Source organism: Prevotella sp. P6B4 (assembly GCF_000619985.1).
In the GTDB taxonomy this organism is placed as follows: domain Bacteria; phylum Bacteroidota; class Bacteroidia; order Bacteroidales; family Bacteroidaceae; genus Prevotella.
Map to the genome: position 1 here is coordinate 51,266 of NZ_JHVE01000007.1, position 19,296 is coordinate 70,561.

A 19,296-nucleotide genomic window follows, 5' to 3' on the forward strand; every position below is an offset into this window, starting at 1 on the left:
CATCTCTTACATGAATGAGTCAGTCGCATTCGTCAATCTTATACGCTTTGTTATCCTCCTTCAAGTAGATCTGCAGATCGCTGAAGTAACCAGTTTTCTGGATTTCTGCCAGTTCCATCTGCGCGTCTTCTTCCTGCAGATATTCTTTGGCGCTGGCCAGAAGGCTTGTAAACTCGAGTTTCTTCTTGTCTGTGTCCAGAACAGATATCCACTCATCCTTCGAACGGTCTCCGATAACAAATCCTTTACTCATAGCTGTTACATTTATATATTCGATTCGTAGTTTGTCGTATGGTCTTCCTTGCTTCTCTCTCTTGTTATCAGTTGCAAAGATACGCACTTTCCGCCAACAATGTATCGTCACCCCTCGAAAATCTTATGTAAACGTTTGAGTAAACGGGCTAAAAAAGAAGGTGCTAAGCATGAATTTGCCTGCACCTTCGATATGAGATAATGAAAAATGGTCTTATTTCAGGATGTTGTACAGCAGCGAGGTCAGTGAGATCAGAATGCTGGTTGCGCTGAACCAGAGGGTGGTCATGCTACCTACACTCGAGTTCTGTGCCTTCACCTTGTTAGGCTCTACATATACTACATCGTTCTGCTGCAGATAGTAGTAGGGCGAGTTAACGATGTTGGCGTCGTTCAGGTTCAGGGTGTGCATTTCCTTTTTGCCGTCGGCATTCTTACGAATCAGCTTCACCTTGTCGCGCACACCATAGATGGTGAGGTCGCCTGCCTGAGCCAGAGCCTCGAGGATGGTGATCTCCTCGCGCGATACCATGAATGTACCAGGGCGAGCCACTTCGCCAAGTACTGAGATAGAGTAGCTCGACATCTGTACGGTAACCACTGGGTTTTCGTTTTCTGAGAGATATGGACGAATCTTGTCTTCAATCATCCTTTCGCACTGGCGCTTGGTCAGTCCTACCACCTTCAGGGCTCCGATTATGGGGAATTTGATGTAACCCTCATTGTCTACGAGATAGGGCATTACGGTACCACCACCACCAGAATTAAGGTTACGTCCCTGGGTATAGGCGTTCTGCATGATCAGGTTGAATGCACTCGATACTTCTGGATCGGTGGTGTTGACGGTGATGGTCAACTGATCCTTAGGCATAATCTTGGCATCGTAAAGACGTCGCGACTGACTGAAGTCAATGCTGTCGCTATTCTTGAAATAGGCCACATTCTTAGTGCTGCCACACGATGACATGATAGTGGCAACTGCCAAAACAACAAAAAGATAATAAAACTTCTTCATATCTCTATTTTTTTTATTTTTACTTTGTATGGTTTAAAACTGCCACCAGTGCTTTTTGGGCTTGCGGAGGCGTTCTTCTTTGGGGTTGGGGCCCGTCTTGTGGGTAATCATCTGATAGATGTCGCCCCAGTCGGGCAGCCCGCCAATGTTACGGTCGTCAATAAACAGGTCGGCTTTCAGCTTTCGTGAGAACACGGGGTTGTTGTCGAAGGTCTCCTCTGGATAGTCGCGATTCACGGCATAGAATTCTACGCCTCGCTCGCGGCACCAGGCTAACGCATCGTCCAGCAGTTTACCCTCGCGGCAAGTCCACAGAATCAGCTGGTGACGCTCCTTGATAAGCATTTTCAGCGTATCGGTAGCAAAATCACGCTCATCGCCAATCTCAGGATACTTGTTTTCAACGATGGTGCCGTCAAAGTCTACTGCTATTGTCATTTCTTGATGCTATCGTCGTCCTTATTACCATAGCGTGAGTCGGCATAGTTTCCATAAGCGCCATAGCGTCCGTAGCCACCGTAACCGTATTTGCCATAGCTGCCATAGCCGTAGCGGCCATATTTACCATACTTACCGTAGGTGCCATAGCCGTAGTAGTAGCCGTACTTCTTCTTCGACATATCTACACCGTTCAGTACTACGCATGGATTAGGCAGCTTCTGCTCGTGAGCCAGGCTGTTCACGATACCGACATCGGTCTTAGCTGTATAGTCGGCACGGGTTACGTAGCAGCATACGTTAGCAAACTTAGCCACCTGGAGTGTATCAGTTACCAAGCCCACAGGTGCTGTATCGAGGATGACATAGTCGTACTTCTCTTTCAGGATGTCGAGTGTATCTTTCAGGTTCTCGCGAGCCAGCAACTCGGTTGGGTTGGGGGGGATAGGACCAGCCAACAGCAGGTCGAGGTTGTCGTTAACGCCCGATTTCACTACCTGATCGTTAATCTTATCCAGTGTTACCTTATCGGCAGCCAACAACTTCGAAACACCAACTTTGCGCTCACTCTGGATATCGAACAGCTTACCCAGGGCAGGTTTACGGATATCAAGTCCGCAAAGGATTACCTTCTTGCCCAGCAATGCGAACGATACAGCCAGGTTGGCTGCGAGGAAGGTCTTACCTTCACCACTGGTCGATGATGTGAAGAGAATGGTGTTCTCGTGCTCTTTGAGCATGAACTGGATATTTGTACGCAGCGAACGGAATACCTCGTCCATCTGAGTGTTCTTGTTTTCGTGAACCACAATACCAGCGGCGGTCTTGGCGCTTTCGCTGGCCACAGGCACATCGGCAATGATAGGCAGCTTGGTGAGCTTCTCCAGGTCGTCGTGACCTTCCAGTTTGTATTTGAACATCTGGATAACGAACAGGATACCGAGTGGTAATGCCAGACCCAGGATGAATGCTGCCATCATGATGATAGACTTCTTAGGCTTAACCTGTCCTAGCGACTGAGGATCGTCAATCAGCTTACCCTTATCGGCTGTGGCAGCCAGTGAGATGCTGTTCTCCTCACGCTTCTGGAGCAGCATCAGATACAGACCAGAGCGAACCTCCTGCTGACGTCCGATTTCTGTGAGTACGCGCTCCTGCTCAGGTGTGCTTCCCAAGCGGCCCTGATACTTGGCATACTCGTTCTGAATGCCTCGGCGCTGGATATCGGCAGTACGGCGTGCCTGAAGCAGCGCTGTACGGATAGACCCCTGCAACTCGTCGAGTGTAGAGGTGAGTATGATTACCTGTGGAGCCTGATCGCTGGCCACCTTCAGCAGGCGGTTACGTTCCTGAACGGTCTTGTTGTAGCTCGAGATGAGTGATGTTGAAGCACCATCGGTCATACCTACGTTCGATGGGATAATCTTATACTGATTGGATGGATTGTCCACAAATTCGCGCAGATAGTCGAGCAGCTGGATCTGCGAGTTAGCCTCGGCCAGCTTGGTGCTGTACTGGGTTGACATCTGGAGCGACTGCGAAGCATCCATCTGCAGGTTGGTAACAGTATTCTGCTTCTTATACTTCTCGAGTGATCCCTCGGTGTGTCCGAGTTCTTCGTTGATTTTCTTGATACGGTCGTTGATGAATTCCTCAGTCTTCAGCGCTACTTCGTTCTTATCGGCATTAGCCTGACGGTTGTAGCTTACAACCAGTGCGCGGAGGAAGTCGAGACCTCTGCGTACATTGGCGTCGTTGAAGGTGAGCTGGGCGATAGAAGTCTGCTTCGAGGTAGCAGCTACTGAGAGGTTGCCCAGATAGCCTGCTGCCACCTGCATAGGAGGCATGATCACTACTCTATAGTCGGGTATTTTACCATCGGCAGGGGCAGTGTATTTAGGATTCTTCTTGAACGACAGGGTACCATAGTCAGTGCGATAGGTAGCAGGGAGTTGCTTGGGCTCGAAGGTGAAGTTTGATACTACCACACCGTTTTTCAGCAGGGCTCCCTCAATTTTGATGCCCTCGTCGTTTGAAGATATGCGCATATCGATGCTGCGGCTCTCTTCGAGCAGTACTTTATCCATGTTGTCGAGGCTTGTCTCATCGATATCCACGATGCCAGGCTGGGTGCCATATACAATCTGCTCTTTGACCAGACCCTTACTGTAATAATTGGCATAGAGTTTGAGGTCTTTCACGGCATCACGCACCAAGATGCGCGACTGCAGGATCTCCATCTCGTTCTCAAAACCCGACGAGTTGGACATAAAACCAAAATCCTGCATGTTGGCCAGCAGGTCGCCACCACGTCGGCTCTGTTGTTTGTCGTCCTTGATCAGCATCTTTGCTGATACGGAATAGACGGGGCTTGTGTACTTAAGATAGACATAAGCGCCGACAAGGAACACAACGAGTGATACTGCAAACCACTTCCAGTTAAGGATGAAAAGTGTATAGAGATTCTGGAAATTGAACCATGATTCTCCCTCTACTTCGTTAGTTGATAAATCTTCGATTTCAGCTAAACTTAATTTCTTTTCTTCTGACATATTTGTTAATAATAATAATTCTTATAGTCACACCTTTCCTCGTCGAAATTCGCGAGTCCGATGTTTATTCGGTACAAAATTAGTGTTTTTTTTTTAATCGGATGCATTTTTTTACGGAAAAATGAAAAATAAGTGTGTTTTTTGGTTTTATGTCATGAGATTGCGGTGGTGTACTGCCTTTGCAGCAATCCCAGCACCCCTGATAAACTGGGATACTGGGATTTGGGATACTGCTCAGGCTACCGGCTTGGGATAGACTTCGAAGTAGTGGGCGGTTTTGTGGTAGATGCCCGTCAGAGGGTCCTGTTCGATGAACTTGCGAGTCTCGCCTGTCCACAGCATCTTCCTGGGGTTGGTGTTCTCGCTGCCTAAGCGTTCCAACAGCCGCTGTGCATCGTCGAATGTGAACTCGTCGGGCAGATACTGCAGACGGTTGCCAGGGCCGCGATGCGAACTAACCTTCTCGCCTGCCATCTGCTTGCGGATGCTGTCGCCATAGTAGGTCATCTTCACCCACATGTCGTACTTGAACGACCACATGGCAAACTCCTCGATTTCCTTGCTCCACTTGCCTTCGGCTATGTAGAGCACCATGGCGCGCAACCAGGCGAGCACTACAGCACGGTGGCTGGTGTCGAAGTAGGCCTCGTCGCCCGAGAGGCGATAAGTGTCGATGGACTCCTGATGGATGCGCTGAATCAGGTCCTGCGCCTTTTTCAGGTCGTAGTTGCCCTGAGCTGCCACCAAGCGGTCGATATACACCTTGAGTCTGGCCATGAATCGGGCGTCGTAGAATCCGTGCTTGGGGATGGCTTCGTCATCGATAGGCATGATGGTAGCAAACGACATGCGGTTGAATGAACCATCGGCGAGGAAGGGAGCATAGAAATCCTGCGCACGAACGATGGTGCTCGATGAGTTGAAGTTGTAGTGCAAGCGGAATCGTGCTGTCACCGATTTCTCGCCTACGCGCTCCTGTCCGTACCAGGCGTTATCGAAGGCGCACTGGATGATGTTTCGCAGGCGTCGCTTCTGCTTGGATGCATCCAGCTGGTCGAAAAGCTCGATTTCATCGAGTTGTGAGTAGATGAAGTGGCCATCGGCATCCTTGCCCTTCTGCGCCAAGGCGGCAGGGGTGATATCCGTCAGCAGGGTCTGCACTATCAGGTCGTCAGGGCGATCGGGTGCCTGCTGGTTGGTGCCCTTCTTGGCGCATTCGTCCTTGTAGTCCTGTTCGCGTTGGCGATTGATTTCATCGCGCTCCAGGATGTCCCTCATGATGCAGTCGCACACACGGCTCACGCACGACTTACCTGAGGCTGTCTTGGCCATCGTGTGGTGCATGAATGTGGCCTCGTGGTAGGTGTTGTCGGCATAGAGGAAGTGTACATCGTAGAGATGGGAGCCGAGTGCAGGGAATGCGCTGAGGGCGATGGCTGGGTGCAGATGCTCGGGCTCCTTGCTGCACAGCAGCTTGATGAGCTTAGGCATCTTTTCGGGCATTGCGGGGGGCAGGCATCCCAGCTGTTGACTCGTCAGCTTCTTAGGTGCGCTCTGCTCTTGCTGGGCCTGCTTGAAGAGGGTGCGCAGGCTCATGGGCATGGGGGCGTTAACCTTGGTGTACTTGTCGTAGAAGTCGGCCACCAGTCGCTGGCAGTCTGCCTCCTTCGAGTAGTTGGGCATGCGGGTGGCCAGTACATCCATCATGGCCTGCTGACTCATTAAGCGGCTAATGCCAACGGTTAGTATGGCTACAAGCGATATGTGCCAGTTGTGCACGCCTACCACGTCGATGTCGTCGGGCTTCAAGCCTGCCTCTTTCATTGCCAGGTCGAAGATGCGCAGGTTGCGCTGGTGTTCGGGCGAATCCTGTAGGATAGCAGGCGAGGGGAGTAGCACTGTGGCGGTTGCTGTGGGCATTGCCTCGTTTGGGGTCTGTGCTCCCGTTTTCACAGCTTCGGCTTTCACCTCTCGCTCCTTCAGCAGCTCCTCCTCATCTAAATATAATATGTACGCGCGAGGTACGAGATACGAGCAGCGGGCATAGTCCTTCACCGAGCCGTCGTAGTTCTCGTCGCCCAACTGCTCCGACATCCACTTCTGTGCCTGTGCCAGCGTCATGCCGGCAGGCATCTCGAATATCAGTCGCAGCCCTTCGGTCGAGGGTGTCACATGGGCCATCACAATGCCCAGTTCGCTTATCCGGTCCTCTATCATTGTGTGATAGTAACCACGGGGATTCTCAATGTGGTCGATGTCGTACATCGAGAGTCCAGAGGGAATGGCTTCGGCATTCTTGCGTTCACCGTTCTTAAAGATGGCGTGAGGAGTCAGCACAGGCAGGTGCTTCTTCATCGCCGTCTTGTAGTCGTCAAACTCGGTGCGGGTAGCCTGGCCAGCCTTTACTGCCTCCAGCTTGCGGGCAATCTGTCCGCACACGTTCATTACCTCTGCTGAATCAATGGCTGAGTTCAGCAGTTCAACTGAGCAAGGCACTACCTTGCTGAAGTTGTTCTTTCCAAATCCTAATCTGCTCATACGCTCAAAAAAATTAATGTTTCTGAGCACAAAGTTACAAAATAAATATATGGGAGAAAAGTTTTTTCCGCCCTATTCAGAGGCCTTTCTGGGCCAGCCGAATAAGGAGCTGAAAAGTAGCCGAATGAGCCGAATGGATTTAGAATTCCTGCCGAATGAAAATGATTATCTGTTGCTTAAAAGTGCTGCAAAAGCCCTATAAAAATCCCTCACCAAGGCCTGCATGTGCTGGATGGTTTTCCATGTGTTTTTGTATTGTCGGGTCCATTCGCTATGTGCCCAAACCTGCATAGGGGGTAGTTTGCCATCGGCCACAGCCCATAGCTTGTATTCGTAGGATAGCATGTCGCAGTAAGGTTTCAGTCGGCGGTTGCCAGGCAGGTCGTTGCGCACATTCTTCAGCAATCCAGGGAACAGTGCGTCGATATCCGTAAACATATCCACGAATCCGCCTGTCTTTTCGTGTTCCTTCTTGTAGTATCGCCAGGCAGCGTAGATGCAGAACCACTCCTTCTTGCCGTTAGTGTTAATCTTGGCTATGCACTCGCGCAGCACCTCCTTGAATTCTGCAGCGTCGGCATCGGTCACTTGGTGGAAGAACTTGAACTCAGGTGTTTCTGGTGTTTCTATAATAGTAAGCGGCAGCTTCTTCTGTTGCTGCAAGTCGTTATCGGGCTGTGGGTTCATTAATTTGAAATGCTCTCTAACTTCCCATTCGGCTTGCTTTGCTGCATCGAGCGCATGATGCTCTATCCCCCAATCCTTTATACACATCATGATTGGGAGTGCATCTCTAAACGTGGGCAACTGCTTACAGTAACCCACCAGATATTGCAAGTCTATCTGGCTATTCATCGTTATCCTTCGCGCGCGCTCGTACCTATAATTATGTACTAGAGATGAGGATTGTTGTTTAGCTCATCTATCAGATACTTAACCTCGGGCTGTCTATTTTGGAAGGTGATATCGAATTTGCGATCCTTAAACGCTTGGTAATACTCACTACGCATCTCGCGGATATAATTTAGCAATGCCTTATCGCTCTCCATTTCTCTGGCATCGAAACAAAACGATAGCGCACTGCTCTCGGCCCACCAGCCACTTTCTGCCTTTCCCATCGATATTGGAACTACGATGTGATCTTCATCTTCGTCGGTATCAAGTCCGTCGGCATCTTTCTTCTTAGGCCAATCGATGGTAAGCCCAAGATGGTGCAAACGCCAAATGATAAATTCTGGGCGCTCATTGAATATCTTATGGTTGAACATGCTCAGATTACTGTGGATGATTGAATGCAGCTCGTGCATTGACAGTGGCGAGGTCAATATCTCGCAGTCTTCGAGTTCTAATTTCTCATACACCACGCCGGCATAGTTGTTTTCGCCATAATCCACCACAGGGTGACTTATGGTTTTGATGGTTTCCTCGCCCGTTTTGCGGTCTACTACGGTGTGTATCTCAATCAGCGTAGCCACGTGGCGCGCCAATACACCTTTCATATTAAGTACTGGATACGGTTGATCCAGTTTCATCAGATGAGTTTGTATCATTTTTTAGTTTCTTATTTTCTGGGTGCAAAGATAGTGCAAATCGAACGAAAAACCAAATTTATTTGAGTTTTTCTGAGATGCAGCCTATCTTCGAGCGAAGCTCAGAGATAGTGCAAAATTTCGATTTAGCCAACAAGATGAGAATTTATTTTTATTCCTGCGCGTGAGAAATTTGTCTTCGCGTCGAGCTCGGGGTGAGATGTCGTCTGTCCCAGTATCCCAGTGTCCCAGTTTTTTTTCAGCCACCTAACCCCTTATAAACCTTTTATAAATGTTAATATATGTATATTTATATAAAGATATGTGTATTTCTAAGAGGCAAGGTGCGTTTGGAAAACTGGGATACTGGGATATGTGACGATTTTTATGCGTAAACACTCGAATAGATAGTACGTCACTTTCAGGTGGATTACCGTAATCTTTCAGGTGAGGAAAAATATTCTTTCCCACGAGGAACTTACGGCTCTCTTTTCTTTACAAAATCGCCCATTTTTACCACATCCTGCCATCATCGCCCAATTTCTCACCACCCCAAAATCGCCCCAAAATCGTAGCCAAATCAGTTCAAAACTTACCAAACTCATCCATAAAAGCACAGATTTTACCAAATCTAACCAAATCTGAAGACATTGATTTTAACATCCGTTTACAATCACCTCATCCCAAATCCCAGTATCCCAGTTATTTAGGGGCAGGGGTGCAAGCTAGAATATTGCTGCTATCTTACGAATTTTCTCTAGACGCGACATGAACGATTTGTCCTGCTTCATCTTCTGCATGTTGTATTCCGCCTGCAGACCAAGCCAGATGTTGGCATCAGTACCAAGAGCAGCTTCTAATAATAGGGCATACTCAGTAGTAACAGGACGCTTGCCATTAAGAATCTCGTTAAACACAGTATATGATACACCCATCTGCTGGGCTAAATCTTTCTGAGTAAGGCCTCGCGCCACAATCTCATCCTTAATCATCTCACCAGGATGAATCAACATCGATGAAGCCATGTTGTTAGCAATCTTTTCTGCTGAAAAACTATTCTTAGCCATGCCTTATTTATTTATAGTGATTTGACAATTCCATTATATTACATATCGTTACTACGGGCTCATCGTCAGTTTCCTCCAGTGTGAATTCTATTCGATACTGATCGTTTGCCTTGATTGAGAAACGCCCCTCTTTATCGCCATGCAAGGCTTCGAAATGAAGAGACTTAAAGGGAAACAAATCCTCTTTCCGCTTAGCCTGTATCAGATATTTTATTCCCTTCTGATATCCTCTTACTATCTGTGGCTGAAACCGGAGTTTTTTAACCCCAGTCTCACCCATAGTATAGAGCTTCTCCAGATATTCCTCGTTGAATGTTACTACCATTACGGTTACTATTTTGGGTGCAAAGATAATACAAATATTTGAAATTCGCAAAAAGTCGAATTGGTTTTTTTGTTTTTAATCACATTTTTCTTTTAAAACATTTGGTGGTTACGTAAAATATGCTTATTTTTGTAGCCAAACTCCAAGCGATAGGAGAGTCATATTGACGGGAAGTGTTTTCTGATGCATTGTCTAAAAAATTAAACTAGACTAGTAAAGAATAGTTGCCCCACTTTTTTAGTCTTTATGTATAACCAATAACTTTAAAATCGTCTTGTGATAGGGCAATAGCGAGACACAAAAACTATTAAATGAAGAGGTTTATTCTATTGGCGATTCTATTCGTGATGGCTAGTCTTTTGGCTTTTGCTCTATCTTATTCATTTGACTATAAAGCAAAAGTAGTGAATGTTTCTTCTTCTTTAAATATACGTGAAAGAGGAAACACAAAATCTGCAGTTGTGGGGAAATTGCAGAATGGAGATGTTGTAAGTTGCAGTCAACCAGTTGATGAGATTAAAAGCAGGAATACATGGGTGATGATTCAGTATGGCTCGGTTACGGGATATGTAAAAGCATCATACCTTGAAAAATATATTGATTCTCCAGTGTCTGAATCTTATGTTGCCCAAACGGAATCTAATGGATTCTTAAAAAAATCACATTATTATATTTTGCTTGGTTTTTCTATACTCATATTTATATTGTCTGCTCAGAATGACCATAGTATACAGGTGGTGTTGACAATGTTAGCAAGTTTGATAATAATTGCTGTATTAGTGCTGACTTATGAACCGGGACGAGAATTGCAAGTATTTGATGATGGAGGTGCCTATTGGGGCAGAAGGTTAATAAATATGATTATTGTAGGAGTAACTATGTGCGCCTTGGTTATTGGATATTTATCAACTTGTTATGGGCTGGCTGATATGTCAACCGATTCGTATGAAGATTACAATCGTGTGAGTGTTAGCTTTTTCCTATGGCTTAGTCCTCTTGCCTTTGTGTGCCTTTACTTTCCAATTGCTCTGATTGTTGTGTTACCGCTTGCACTGTGGAAATTTGGGCTGAACTGCAAACTGATGTGGCCAAAAGTACATATACCAATCATCATTCTTATTTTAGGTGTGCTAACATGTTTGTTGTTGGTGAAATTGTTCGTATCCATATTGACTCAGCTTATTATTGGTATCGTATTCGGATTCCTTATCATGGGATTCTTGAAGGGCTCTGCAAGTTCCTTGTCCTCACGTTCATATTCAGGCGATTCTAATGATTCTTGTGAAAGTGTTGATCGGGATGAACAATGGGATAAGGAAATCGTAGATGAGCACGGATATGTAAGAAAACTTAAGGATGAGGGATTTGGTCGCATGAAGGATGATGAAGGTAATTATTGGAGAACCAAAGGAACATTTACATCTGAAGTAGAACGAGAGGAATAAAGATATAGATAAAGAAATAATATATGCAAACTTAAACTGTTTATTTGTTATGGAAACAAACATTCAACTATTGTCAGAATGGAAAAGTAGTACTCGAAAGATTTTCTGGAGTACAATTCTTCTATTCTTTGCTGGTATTATTAGCACAATTTATGACTATGTTTCGTATGCTGTTACTATATTCTCAATGGTATCAGGTATGGCATCAAGTGCACTTGGATCATTAGGAGGTGGTTCTCCAATCAATATGACGGATCTCGTGGCCTGGGGACTATCATCAAAAGGCCTTGTTATTATTGGCTACATCTTGTATATTTGGGGACTAACTTCATTTGCTTCTATACAGCGATTGGAAGAAACTTCGACGCAAGTTCGTAAAATTAGAACTGCAGGTATCATTTTGGCTATAGTTGTCCTGATTGACATGGTGTTTGGAGTATTAGGATCAATACCTGTTTTAGGTTGGTTCTTCCGTTTATTTGTCTTTATAATGACATTGTATTGCTATTATAAGATGAAAAACGCTGCGGGAAAGCTGATGGTTGCTGAAGATTTTAATGATAGGGCCAAACGCGGTTCGAGAAACCTGCGCTTTGCAGCTGTTTGCGAGATTAGGTTAATGTGGTTGCCATTGTGGGCTGCTATATTTTTCATAGTAATTAGCCTTGTTCCAATGATGATGGCATCAAATCCATCAGTGAGTGGGGCAATGAAACTAATAGGCTTATATGCCATAGTCACACTTATCATATTTGGTGTCTTTTATGTATGCTTTATGTTCTGTGCTTTCTGGTGGCCAATCATGGGATGGTATAGAGTAATGACGGGAGGCCCTGCGGATCCTGATGAGCATCAGCAAGAAACACAACAAGAACCTATAGCAGAAGAATCTGTTGCAGATGAGCCTATATCAGAACCTTTCCAAGAACCAAAGGCAGAGAATACCCCTGAGGTTGAAGTACCTGTCGTTGAGCAGCAGCAAACAGCAAATCAAGCTAAAGATACTATTGTTAAAACAGCAGACATAGCTCCTGTTCCAAAAGCGAATAGTAATTCATTGAAATATATCATAGGTGGGGTTGTCTGTGCTGTTTTAGTAGTTGCGGGCGGTTGGTTTGTCTATGACAAACACTTTGGATCTGTTTTAGATAAACTGGATTTTTCTACTCCTCAAACAAGTATTCGCGTAAGTGTCTCTGAAGCCTATTTATATACAGAACCTGACGAGAACTCCCCTGTTGCTAAAACAAAAGATGGAGATGACTGGATAGTAAAAGAAGGATATATATACTCAGTCATAGAGGACTGTGGAGAATGGTATAAAATAGTCCCTGGCTATGTCGAGTACAAAGAATTCTATATTAAGAAAGCTGATTGTAGCGAATCTTCAAGTACTCCTATCCAAGACACGAATGCCAATTATTTAACAATTGATAATTCCATTATAGGTAGTTCTTATATCGTGCATCGTTCTGTGGAAAAAGAGTTGGTGTTAGAACATGTTATTTCACCAGATGGTGAAGAAAAACTTTATTTGGGAACAGTTTATAATGGTTTCTATGTTTATAATTATTCTGCTAATATTGACAAAGACTATTGGTCTGAATACAGAAAGACAATTACGACAGACAATGGTAGTGTAAGTATGATAGATTTTAATCAAATTCCCGAAAAACATCTTACAGATCCATTTGAAGAGAAGATCAGAAAACATGAGAGATGTTTTTTTGTACTAGAAGATGGCCACCTTGAAATATTTCGATACCGTAAAATTAATATTAATACGATTAATTCTTTCAATAATGCTGACCATCCATTTCTGGACGGAAATATTGCTGGGAAATACGATTTCGTAATGTTCTTGGATGTCTTTGGAGATAGGGTTGAAGGACGATATAGAGTGTTACAAAATCGGGATGGTTTTGTAAGCCTTTCTGGCTCAATTTCAATGGGTAGAGTTGAGGTTTACGAATACACCAAAGACGGTTTGCAGACAGGCTACTATTTCTCTGGAACTTTGACTGACAAAGGTTTCTCTGGCAAATATTTGTCTACAGAGAGTAAAAAATTAAAAATGTCATTTACCTCCAAGGTGGAATAGCTATTAGAATTAATCTTAGGTCTGAGAAAGTCAATAATAAAAACTAAAAGGTGTCGAGTATTAATCGCTCGGCACCTTTTTTATCATCCCAAATCCCAGTATCCCAGTTTGCTACGGGTGGGGCATTACCATGCAGGAGTGGGCTCGTCGGGTGCGAGGGCCGCTCCAAGGACTACCAGACCGGCTGCTGCGGTAAAGCCCAGGGCTTCGCGAAGAACGGCGCCATCTGACTTGCCACTGCGGAAGGCGAAACAGGGATGGGGGAAAAGGCGTGGGTTAACCAACTTGCCATGCTTATCTACCCACATGTTCGAATCTACCTTGATTGATTCTACATAGTCGGATACCTTTACTCTGGGTTCGGCATCGCCATCATAGGTAAAGCGGTATTCGATGTCGGCTGCCAGCGCCAATGGAGTGGTGCGGCGTGTGTAGCGGCGCTTGTCGCCCTTGTGGAACTTCTTGTTGGTGTCGAGAAACCTTCCCTTACTGGTGTTGCCCCAGCTCTTTGGCGCGCCCACATAGATCATCTGTGGGTTGAGCAATAGCGGCAGTTGCTCCCAGGCATAGATAGTGTTGACGCCATGAGGCGCTATCGACACCCAATGCTCTTCGGCTTCGAAGGGCGGAATGCGAGGGTCGTTGAGCGATGTGGATGCGCCGTTTACCCAAACAAACGAGCGACGGCGGTCGATATACATCACCCGGTCGGTAAGGTTTTCAACCTCAAGCAGGGCTGTGCCATCGATGGTGAGTACTATCTGCAGGCGGATATCCTGGTTGCGATACATCTGACTGCCTTCGCTGCCCATCGTGCAGTAGACGCCTACCTGACTGGCTGAGGCGCTGAGCACCCCAAACAATACTAATATGGATGTGAGTGTACGTTTGAACATTGTGATTTGAATTTTGTTGGTGCAAAGGTATCAATAGTATGACACATAAAAAAGGGGATTCGCCTATCGGTTGATAGGAATTTCCCTATTGTGTTCGAAAAACGAAGAATCTTTACTGCAAAAAAGTTTGGTTATTTCGAGTATTATTTCTACCTTTGCACGCAATGGATAAAATGAGAACATATGATGTGCTGATAGTTGGTGCAGGACCAGCGGGATCAGTGTGTGCGAGCCTGTTGAAACGGGCTGGCTTGGAGTGCTTGTTGATTGACCATGCCTCGTTCCCTCGCGACAAAATCTGTGGTGGTGGACTGACACCTAAGGCGTGGCAAACGCTTGGGCGCCTGTTTCCTGACTTCAAGTATGAGTATATGCCGATTACTAACTTCGGGCTGATTATCGACGGTGAGCATTGCGGCTATCTCAGATTGGACGACATGCAGCGCATGATACGTATCGTTCGCCGAAAGGACTTTGACCACCTGCTCCTGCAGCAGTATCTTGCAGCTGGTGGCGCTTTCGAGCAGGGCGCATTTGCCGATTTCAGCGAGGATGCCGCACGGAAGGATTATCCCGTAGTGGTTACGCTGCGCTCGGGCGAGCAGATTGCCTGCCGCTATCTGGTGGGTGCCGATGGCGCTACCAGTCAGGTGCGTAAGCGCATTGCTCCGCACAGCTCCAACGGATTCTTGTTCTATGAACAGTATCACGATCGAGCTGCCGATGTGGAGCCTATGATTACGCTCAGCCTCTCAAACAGCTACAGTCACGGCTATTTCTATGTGTTCCCCAACAAGACCCACGATGTGATAGGCTTCGGCGATGCACATACCAGCAAGGACAGCTTTAAGCGTGTGCTGAAGGAGCTGGACTATCCGTATCTCACTGACAGACCTCTGCGTGGTGCTTTCATCCCCCGTGCCTCGGTAGTATCGCCTTCGCCTCGTGTGATCCTGATCGGCGATGCAGGCGGATTCACCAACCGTGTGTCGTACGAAGGACTGTATTATGCGATAGCTACAGCCGAAAATGCCAGTCGCGCTATCATCGAGGGCAGGGACTTCCTCGAAGTAAACAGGAAAATCTTCCGCAAGAAACGCAAGGAGGATATTCTCGACAAGATTGTTTACAGCAGGTTCGGTCTGTCGGTCATCAAGCGGATTGCGCACTTCCCCAGGTTCTTCGCCGCCTGCTATAACTTCTACGTATAGGAAATCACATTCCCGACAGTATATAAAAAGCGAAATCTCCTATCAAGCGATAGGAGATTTCTTTTGCAAAAACAATTAACGAGGGCTCGTTATTACTCGCCCTTGATAGCAGCTACGCCTGGGAGAACCTTACCCTCAATGGCCTCGAGCAGAGCGCCACCACCAGTTGAGATGTAAGATACCTGATCGGCCAGACCGAACTTGTTAACACATGCTACAGAGTCACCACCACCAATCAGTGAGAAAGCACCGTTCTTGGTAGCCTCAGCGATAGCGTCGCCGATGGCACGTGAACCAGCGGTGAAAGCGTCGCACTCGAATACACCGGCAGGACCGTTCCACAGGATGGTCTTAGCACCCTTGATAGCCTCGGCGAATGCCTTCTGGCTCTCTGGACCAGCGTCAACACCCTCGAAACCAGCAGGTACGTTGTTGGCAGGGCAGGTGATGATCTCTGCACCTTCCTTAACGCTCATAGTACCGAAGTCGAGACCGTTAGTAGCTGTGCAGTCAGAACCCAGAACGAGCTCTACGCCGTTCTTCTTAGCCAGCTCCTCAACACCCAGGGCTACATCCAGCTTGTCGAGCTCAACGATAGAATCGCCGATCTCACCGTTGTGAGCCTTAGCGAAGGTATAGGTCATACCACCGCAGAGGATGAGCTTATCAACCTTACCCAGCAGGTTCTCGATGATACCGATCTTAGAAGATACCTTTGAACCACCCATGATGGCAACGAAAGGACGCTTGATGTTGCTCAGTACATTGTCAACAGCCTGAACCTCCTTCTCCATCAGCAGACCCAGCATCTTGTTGTCAGCGTCGAAGTAATCAGCGATAACAGCAGTAGAAGCGTGCTTACGGTGAGCTGTACCGAAGGCATCCATTACGTAGCAGTCAGCGTAGCTGGCCAGAGTCTTGGCAAACTCCTTCTGGCTGGCCTTCATAGCCTTCTTGGCCTCGTCGTACTCAGGAGTACCCTTCTCTACACCTACGGGCTTACCCTCTTCCTCAGGATAGTAACGCAGGTTCTCGAGCAGCAGAGCCTCACCCATCTTCAGAGCCTTAGCAGCATCAGCAGCCTTAGCGCAGTCGGCAGCGAAAGCAACGGGAACACCCAGTGCCTTCTCAACAGCCTCGCGAATCTGACCCAGAGACAGCTTGGGGTTTACCTTACCTTTGGGCTTACCCATGTGGCTCATGATGATAGTAGCACCACCATCATTCAGAATCTTCTTCAGGGTAGGCAGGGCACCGCGGATACGGGTGTCGTCTGTGATCTTACCATTCTCATCGAGGGGTACGTTGAAGTCTACACGTACGATTGCCTTCTTACCGGCAAAGTTGAATTCGTTGATAGTCATAATTCTATAATATTAAAAATGTAATAAACTTCATTTTAAAATGCGACTGCAAAGATACTAAAATTCATTGAACATTGACCATTGGACATTGAATATTTAAATCTTTTTTGCGTATAATTATTGATAATGTAAGGCTGAGTTTACAATTATCAGCCAAACAAAGCACGCAGGGCCTCTTCGACCTTTCTGACGGGGTGCAAACGGATTGAATATTTATTCTTATCGAAGCCCTGAAGGTTGTATTTGGGGATGATCATATCGGTAAATCCTAACTTCTCAGCCTCGGCAATACGCTGCTCGATGCGGTTGATGGGGCGCACCTCGCCACTCAGTCCTACCTCGCCAGCCATACACCACCCCGACTCGATAGGTGTGTCCACATTCGATGAGAGTACGGCGGCAATCACACTCAGGTCCATTGCCAAATCAGTTACACGCAGCCCGCCAGCGATATTCACAAACACATCCTTCTGTGCCAGCTTAAAACCCACGCGCTTTTCGAGTACAGCCAGCAGCATGTTCAGTCGGCGTTGGTCAAAGCCTGTAGCTGAGCGCTGAGGGGTGCCATAGGCGGCTGTTGAAACAAGCGCCTGAGTCTCGACTAAGAACGGCCGGATACCCTCGATGGCCGACGTGATGGCAATGCCCGAAAGGCCGTCGCGATCCTGCGTCAACAAGAGTTCTGAAGGGTTGGACACCTGTCGCAAACCGTTCTGTAGCATCTCGTAGATACCTAATTCGGCCGTAGAGCCAAAGCGGTTCTTGATGCTGCGCAGTATGCGGTACATATAATGCTGGTCGCCCTCGAACTGGATGACCGTATCCACGATATGCTCCAGGATTTTAGGACCGGCCAAGGTACCCTCTTTGGTGATATGACCAATCAGGATAACAGGCACACCGCTGGTCTTGGCAAAACGGAGTAGGGCAGAGGCGCACTCGCGCACCTGGGCGATAGAGCCTGCACTCGACTCCACATCCTCGGTAGAGATGGTTTGTATCGAGTCGATCACGATCATTTCGGGCTGTACCTCCTTGATATGATCAAAGATGGTTTCGAGCGAATTCTCAGTCAGGAGCATGAAATTCTCATTTTCGCCACCTAATCGTTCTGCGCGCATCTTCAATTGGTGGGCACTCTCCTCACCACTCACGTAGAGAATCTTCTTTTCAGGCATGTTCAGCATCGTCTGTAGCGAGAGGGTGGATTTGCCGATACCAGGCTCGCCACCCAGCAACACGATACTGCCAGGAACCAGTCCGCCGCCAAGCACACGGTTCAGCTCGGCATCGTGCATATCGATACGGGGGTCGTCCTTCGAACTGATATCGCGCAGGCGCAACACCTTGTTATGTCGCAAACTATGACCAGCAGTAGCTGCAGCCGTAGTGGCTGCCTGCTGTTTGGTGTCGGCAGCTATCTTGATCTCCTTGAAAGTATTCCACTGTCCGCAAGCGGGACATTTGCCAATCCACTTCGGCGATTCCTGGCCGCAGTTGGAACATACGTATGCTGTTTTGTCTTTTGCCATAATGGCAGCAAAGTTACAAATAATAATTAAAATAAGATGTTATTTTTCAAAAAATAACTATCTTTGCAGGCGATTATGAAGAAATTATTGTTAGGAATCATAGCTCTTCTGGTGTTCGTAGGCTGCGGACAATCGTACGAAGAGACCAAGCGCCTGACTCGTCAGCAGCGTTTGAAACTGTGGCGTGAGGATTCGGCTGCATTCAAGGTGGCCGTGATGCCCACATTGGATTGCCTGCCTGTATTCGTGGCCAAAGAGCGCCAGATGTTTGATACGGCCGTAGATATCCGCCTGAAGCGATTCAATGCCCAGATAGATATTGACACAGCCCTGATCCGAGGCCGTGCCGAGGCTGCTATCACCGATCTGGTAAGAGCCGAGAAGATGATGAAAGAAGGTACACCCCTGCGTTATATTGCTGCCACCAATGCCTACTGGCTCATGATCAGCCAGCGCCAGCTCCGTATCACCAACTTCAAGCATCTCGATGATAAGATGCTGGCTATGACACGTTACTCGGTTACCGACCTGCTGGGCGATATGGCTGTGGATAGTGCCAAACTGGCTTCAGAACGCGTGTTCCGTATCCAGATTAACGATGTGAACATACGCCTGAAAATGCTGGAGAACAACGAGATGGACGCCATGCTGCTGACAGAACCTCAGGCTTCGCAGGCCTTGCTGAAGAAGCACTATGTGATGCTCGATACGCGCAAGCTGGACATGCAGATGGGGGCACTCGTGTGCCGTACCAAGAATATGGACGATAAGGCACGCCAGCATCAGATGGAGGTGTTTATGAAGGGCTACAAGCAGGCTTGCGACTCAATCAACCACTTTGGCGTGGCCCACTACAAGCAGATACTCAAAAAATACTATAAACTGAACGATCAAGCCATCCAAGCGCTGCCCGATTCGCTGAAATTCACCTATCAGGCAACAAGACAAAAAGACATAGACTGCGCTAAGCGTTGGCTTGATAAAAAGAAGTAGCATATGTTTCAAGACGGCACACTAGACAATGTTTATGA

16 protein-coding genes are annotated in these 19,296 nt (G+C 47.1%); 4 read left to right on the forward strand and 12 right to left on the reverse strand.

Features of this window, described 5'->3' with window-relative positions; all coding sequences use genetic code 11:
* Positions 1–19: 19 nt before the first annotated feature.
* The 9 genes from T491_RS0106175 to T491_RS0106215 form a co-directional block, all read right to left on the reverse strand.
* Positions 20–253 carry a hypothetical protein gene (locus T491_RS0106175; RefSeq protein WP_155950052.1) on the reverse strand — a complete coding sequence of 78 codons (234 nt, stop codon included), beginning with the start codon at positions 251–253 and terminating at the stop codon, positions 20–22.
* 213 nt (positions 254–466) lie between these two features.
* Positions 467–1,267 (reverse strand): polysaccharide biosynthesis/export family protein, encoded by an 801-nt coding sequence (locus tag T491_RS0106180; RefSeq protein ID WP_028903118.1) that lies wholly within the window; start codon positions 1,265–1,267, stop codon positions 467–469.
* Between the two features lie 33 nt (positions 1,268–1,300).
* Positions 1,301–1,705, reverse strand: a complete 405-nt coding sequence (locus T491_RS0106185; RefSeq protein WP_028903119.1) for a BT0820 family HAD-type phosphatase — start codon at positions 1,703–1,705, stop codon at positions 1,301–1,303.
* Positions 1,702–4,257, reverse strand: a complete 2,556-nt coding sequence (locus T491_RS0106190; RefSeq protein WP_028903120.1) for a polysaccharide biosynthesis tyrosine autokinase — start codon at positions 4,255–4,257, stop codon at positions 1,702–1,704. Before T491_RS0106190 ends, T491_RS0106185 begins: the two co-directional genes overlap by 4 nt.
* A 234-nt stretch (positions 4,258–4,491) precedes the next feature.
* Entirely contained in the window at positions 4,492–6,795 is a 2,304-nt protein-coding gene (locus tag T491_RS16965; protein WP_051523000.1) for a BT4734/BF3469 family protein, read from the reverse strand.
* Positions 6,796–6,960: 165 nt separating this feature from the next.
* Positions 6,961–7,650: a hypothetical protein gene (locus T491_RS0106200; protein WP_155950053.1), complete on the reverse strand. Its 690-nt coding sequence runs from the start codon at positions 7,648–7,650 to the stop codon at positions 6,961–6,963.
* 38 nt (positions 7,651–7,688) lie between these two features.
* On the reverse strand, positions 7,689–8,345 hold the full coding sequence (locus tag T491_RS0106205; RefSeq protein ID WP_028903122.1) for a hypothetical protein: 657 nt from the start codon (positions 8,343–8,345) through the stop codon (positions 7,689–7,691).
* Between the two features lie 704 nt (positions 8,346–9,049).
* Positions 9,050–9,391, reverse strand: coding sequence for a HigA family addiction module antitoxin (locus T491_RS0106210; RefSeq protein WP_028903123.1), 342 nt, complete (start codon positions 9,389–9,391; stop codon positions 9,050–9,052).
* Between the two features lie 7 nt (positions 9,392–9,398).
* Positions 9,399–9,716 carry a type II toxin-antitoxin system RelE/ParE family toxin gene (locus tag T491_RS0106215; protein WP_028903124.1) on the reverse strand — a complete coding sequence of 106 codons (318 nt, stop codon included), beginning with the start codon at positions 9,714–9,716 and terminating at the stop codon, positions 9,399–9,401.
* Between the two features lie 311 nt (positions 9,717–10,027).
* Here T491_RS0106215 and T491_RS0106220 point away from each other — a divergent pair, with 311 nt between their 5' ends.
* Entirely contained in the window at positions 10,028–11,161 is a 1,134-nt protein-coding gene (locus tag T491_RS0106220) for an SH3 domain-containing protein (protein ID WP_028903125.1), read from the forward strand.
* A gap of 49 nt (positions 11,162–11,210) precedes the next feature.
* Positions 11,211–13,262, forward strand: a complete 2,052-nt coding sequence (locus tag T491_RS0106225; protein ID WP_028903126.1) for a hypothetical protein — start codon at positions 11,211–11,213, stop codon at positions 13,260–13,262.
* 125 nt (positions 13,263–13,387) lie between these two features.
* Here T491_RS0106225 and T491_RS0106230 read toward each other — a convergent pair whose 3' ends face one another.
* Positions 13,388–14,158, reverse strand: a complete 771-nt coding sequence (locus T491_RS0106230; protein ID WP_028903127.1) for a hypothetical protein — start codon at positions 14,156–14,158, stop codon at positions 13,388–13,390.
* A 164-nt stretch (positions 14,159–14,322) separates the two neighbouring features.
* Here T491_RS0106230 and T491_RS18200 point away from each other — a divergent pair, with 164 nt between their 5' ends.
* Complete coding sequence (locus T491_RS18200; protein ID WP_028903128.1) at positions 14,323–15,369, forward strand: NAD(P)/FAD-dependent oxidoreductase; 1,047 nt, start codon at positions 14,323–14,325, stop codon at positions 15,367–15,369.
* A 92-nt stretch (positions 15,370–15,461) separates the two neighbouring features.
* Here T491_RS18200 and pgk read toward each other — a convergent pair whose 3' ends face one another.
* Both pgk and radA read right to left on the reverse strand, forming a co-directional pair.
* A complete protein-coding gene (gene pgk / locus T491_RS0106240) occupies positions 15,462–16,733 on the reverse strand; it encodes a phosphoglycerate kinase (RefSeq protein WP_028903129.1) in 1,272 nt (423 codons plus the stop codon).
* A gap of 149 nt (positions 16,734–16,882) precedes the next feature.
* Positions 16,883–18,265 carry a DNA repair protein RadA gene (gene radA / locus T491_RS0106245; protein ID WP_028903130.1) on the reverse strand — a complete coding sequence of 461 codons (1,383 nt, stop codon included), beginning with the start codon at positions 18,263–18,265 and terminating at the stop codon, positions 16,883–16,885.
* Positions 18,266–18,340: 75 nt separating this feature from the next.
* Between radA and T491_RS0106250 the strand changes: the two genes are divergently transcribed.
* Entirely contained in the window at positions 18,341–19,258 is a 918-nt protein-coding gene (locus tag T491_RS0106250; protein WP_036915464.1) for an ABC transporter substrate-binding protein, read from the forward strand.
* Positions 19,259–19,296 lie beyond the last annotated feature (38 nt).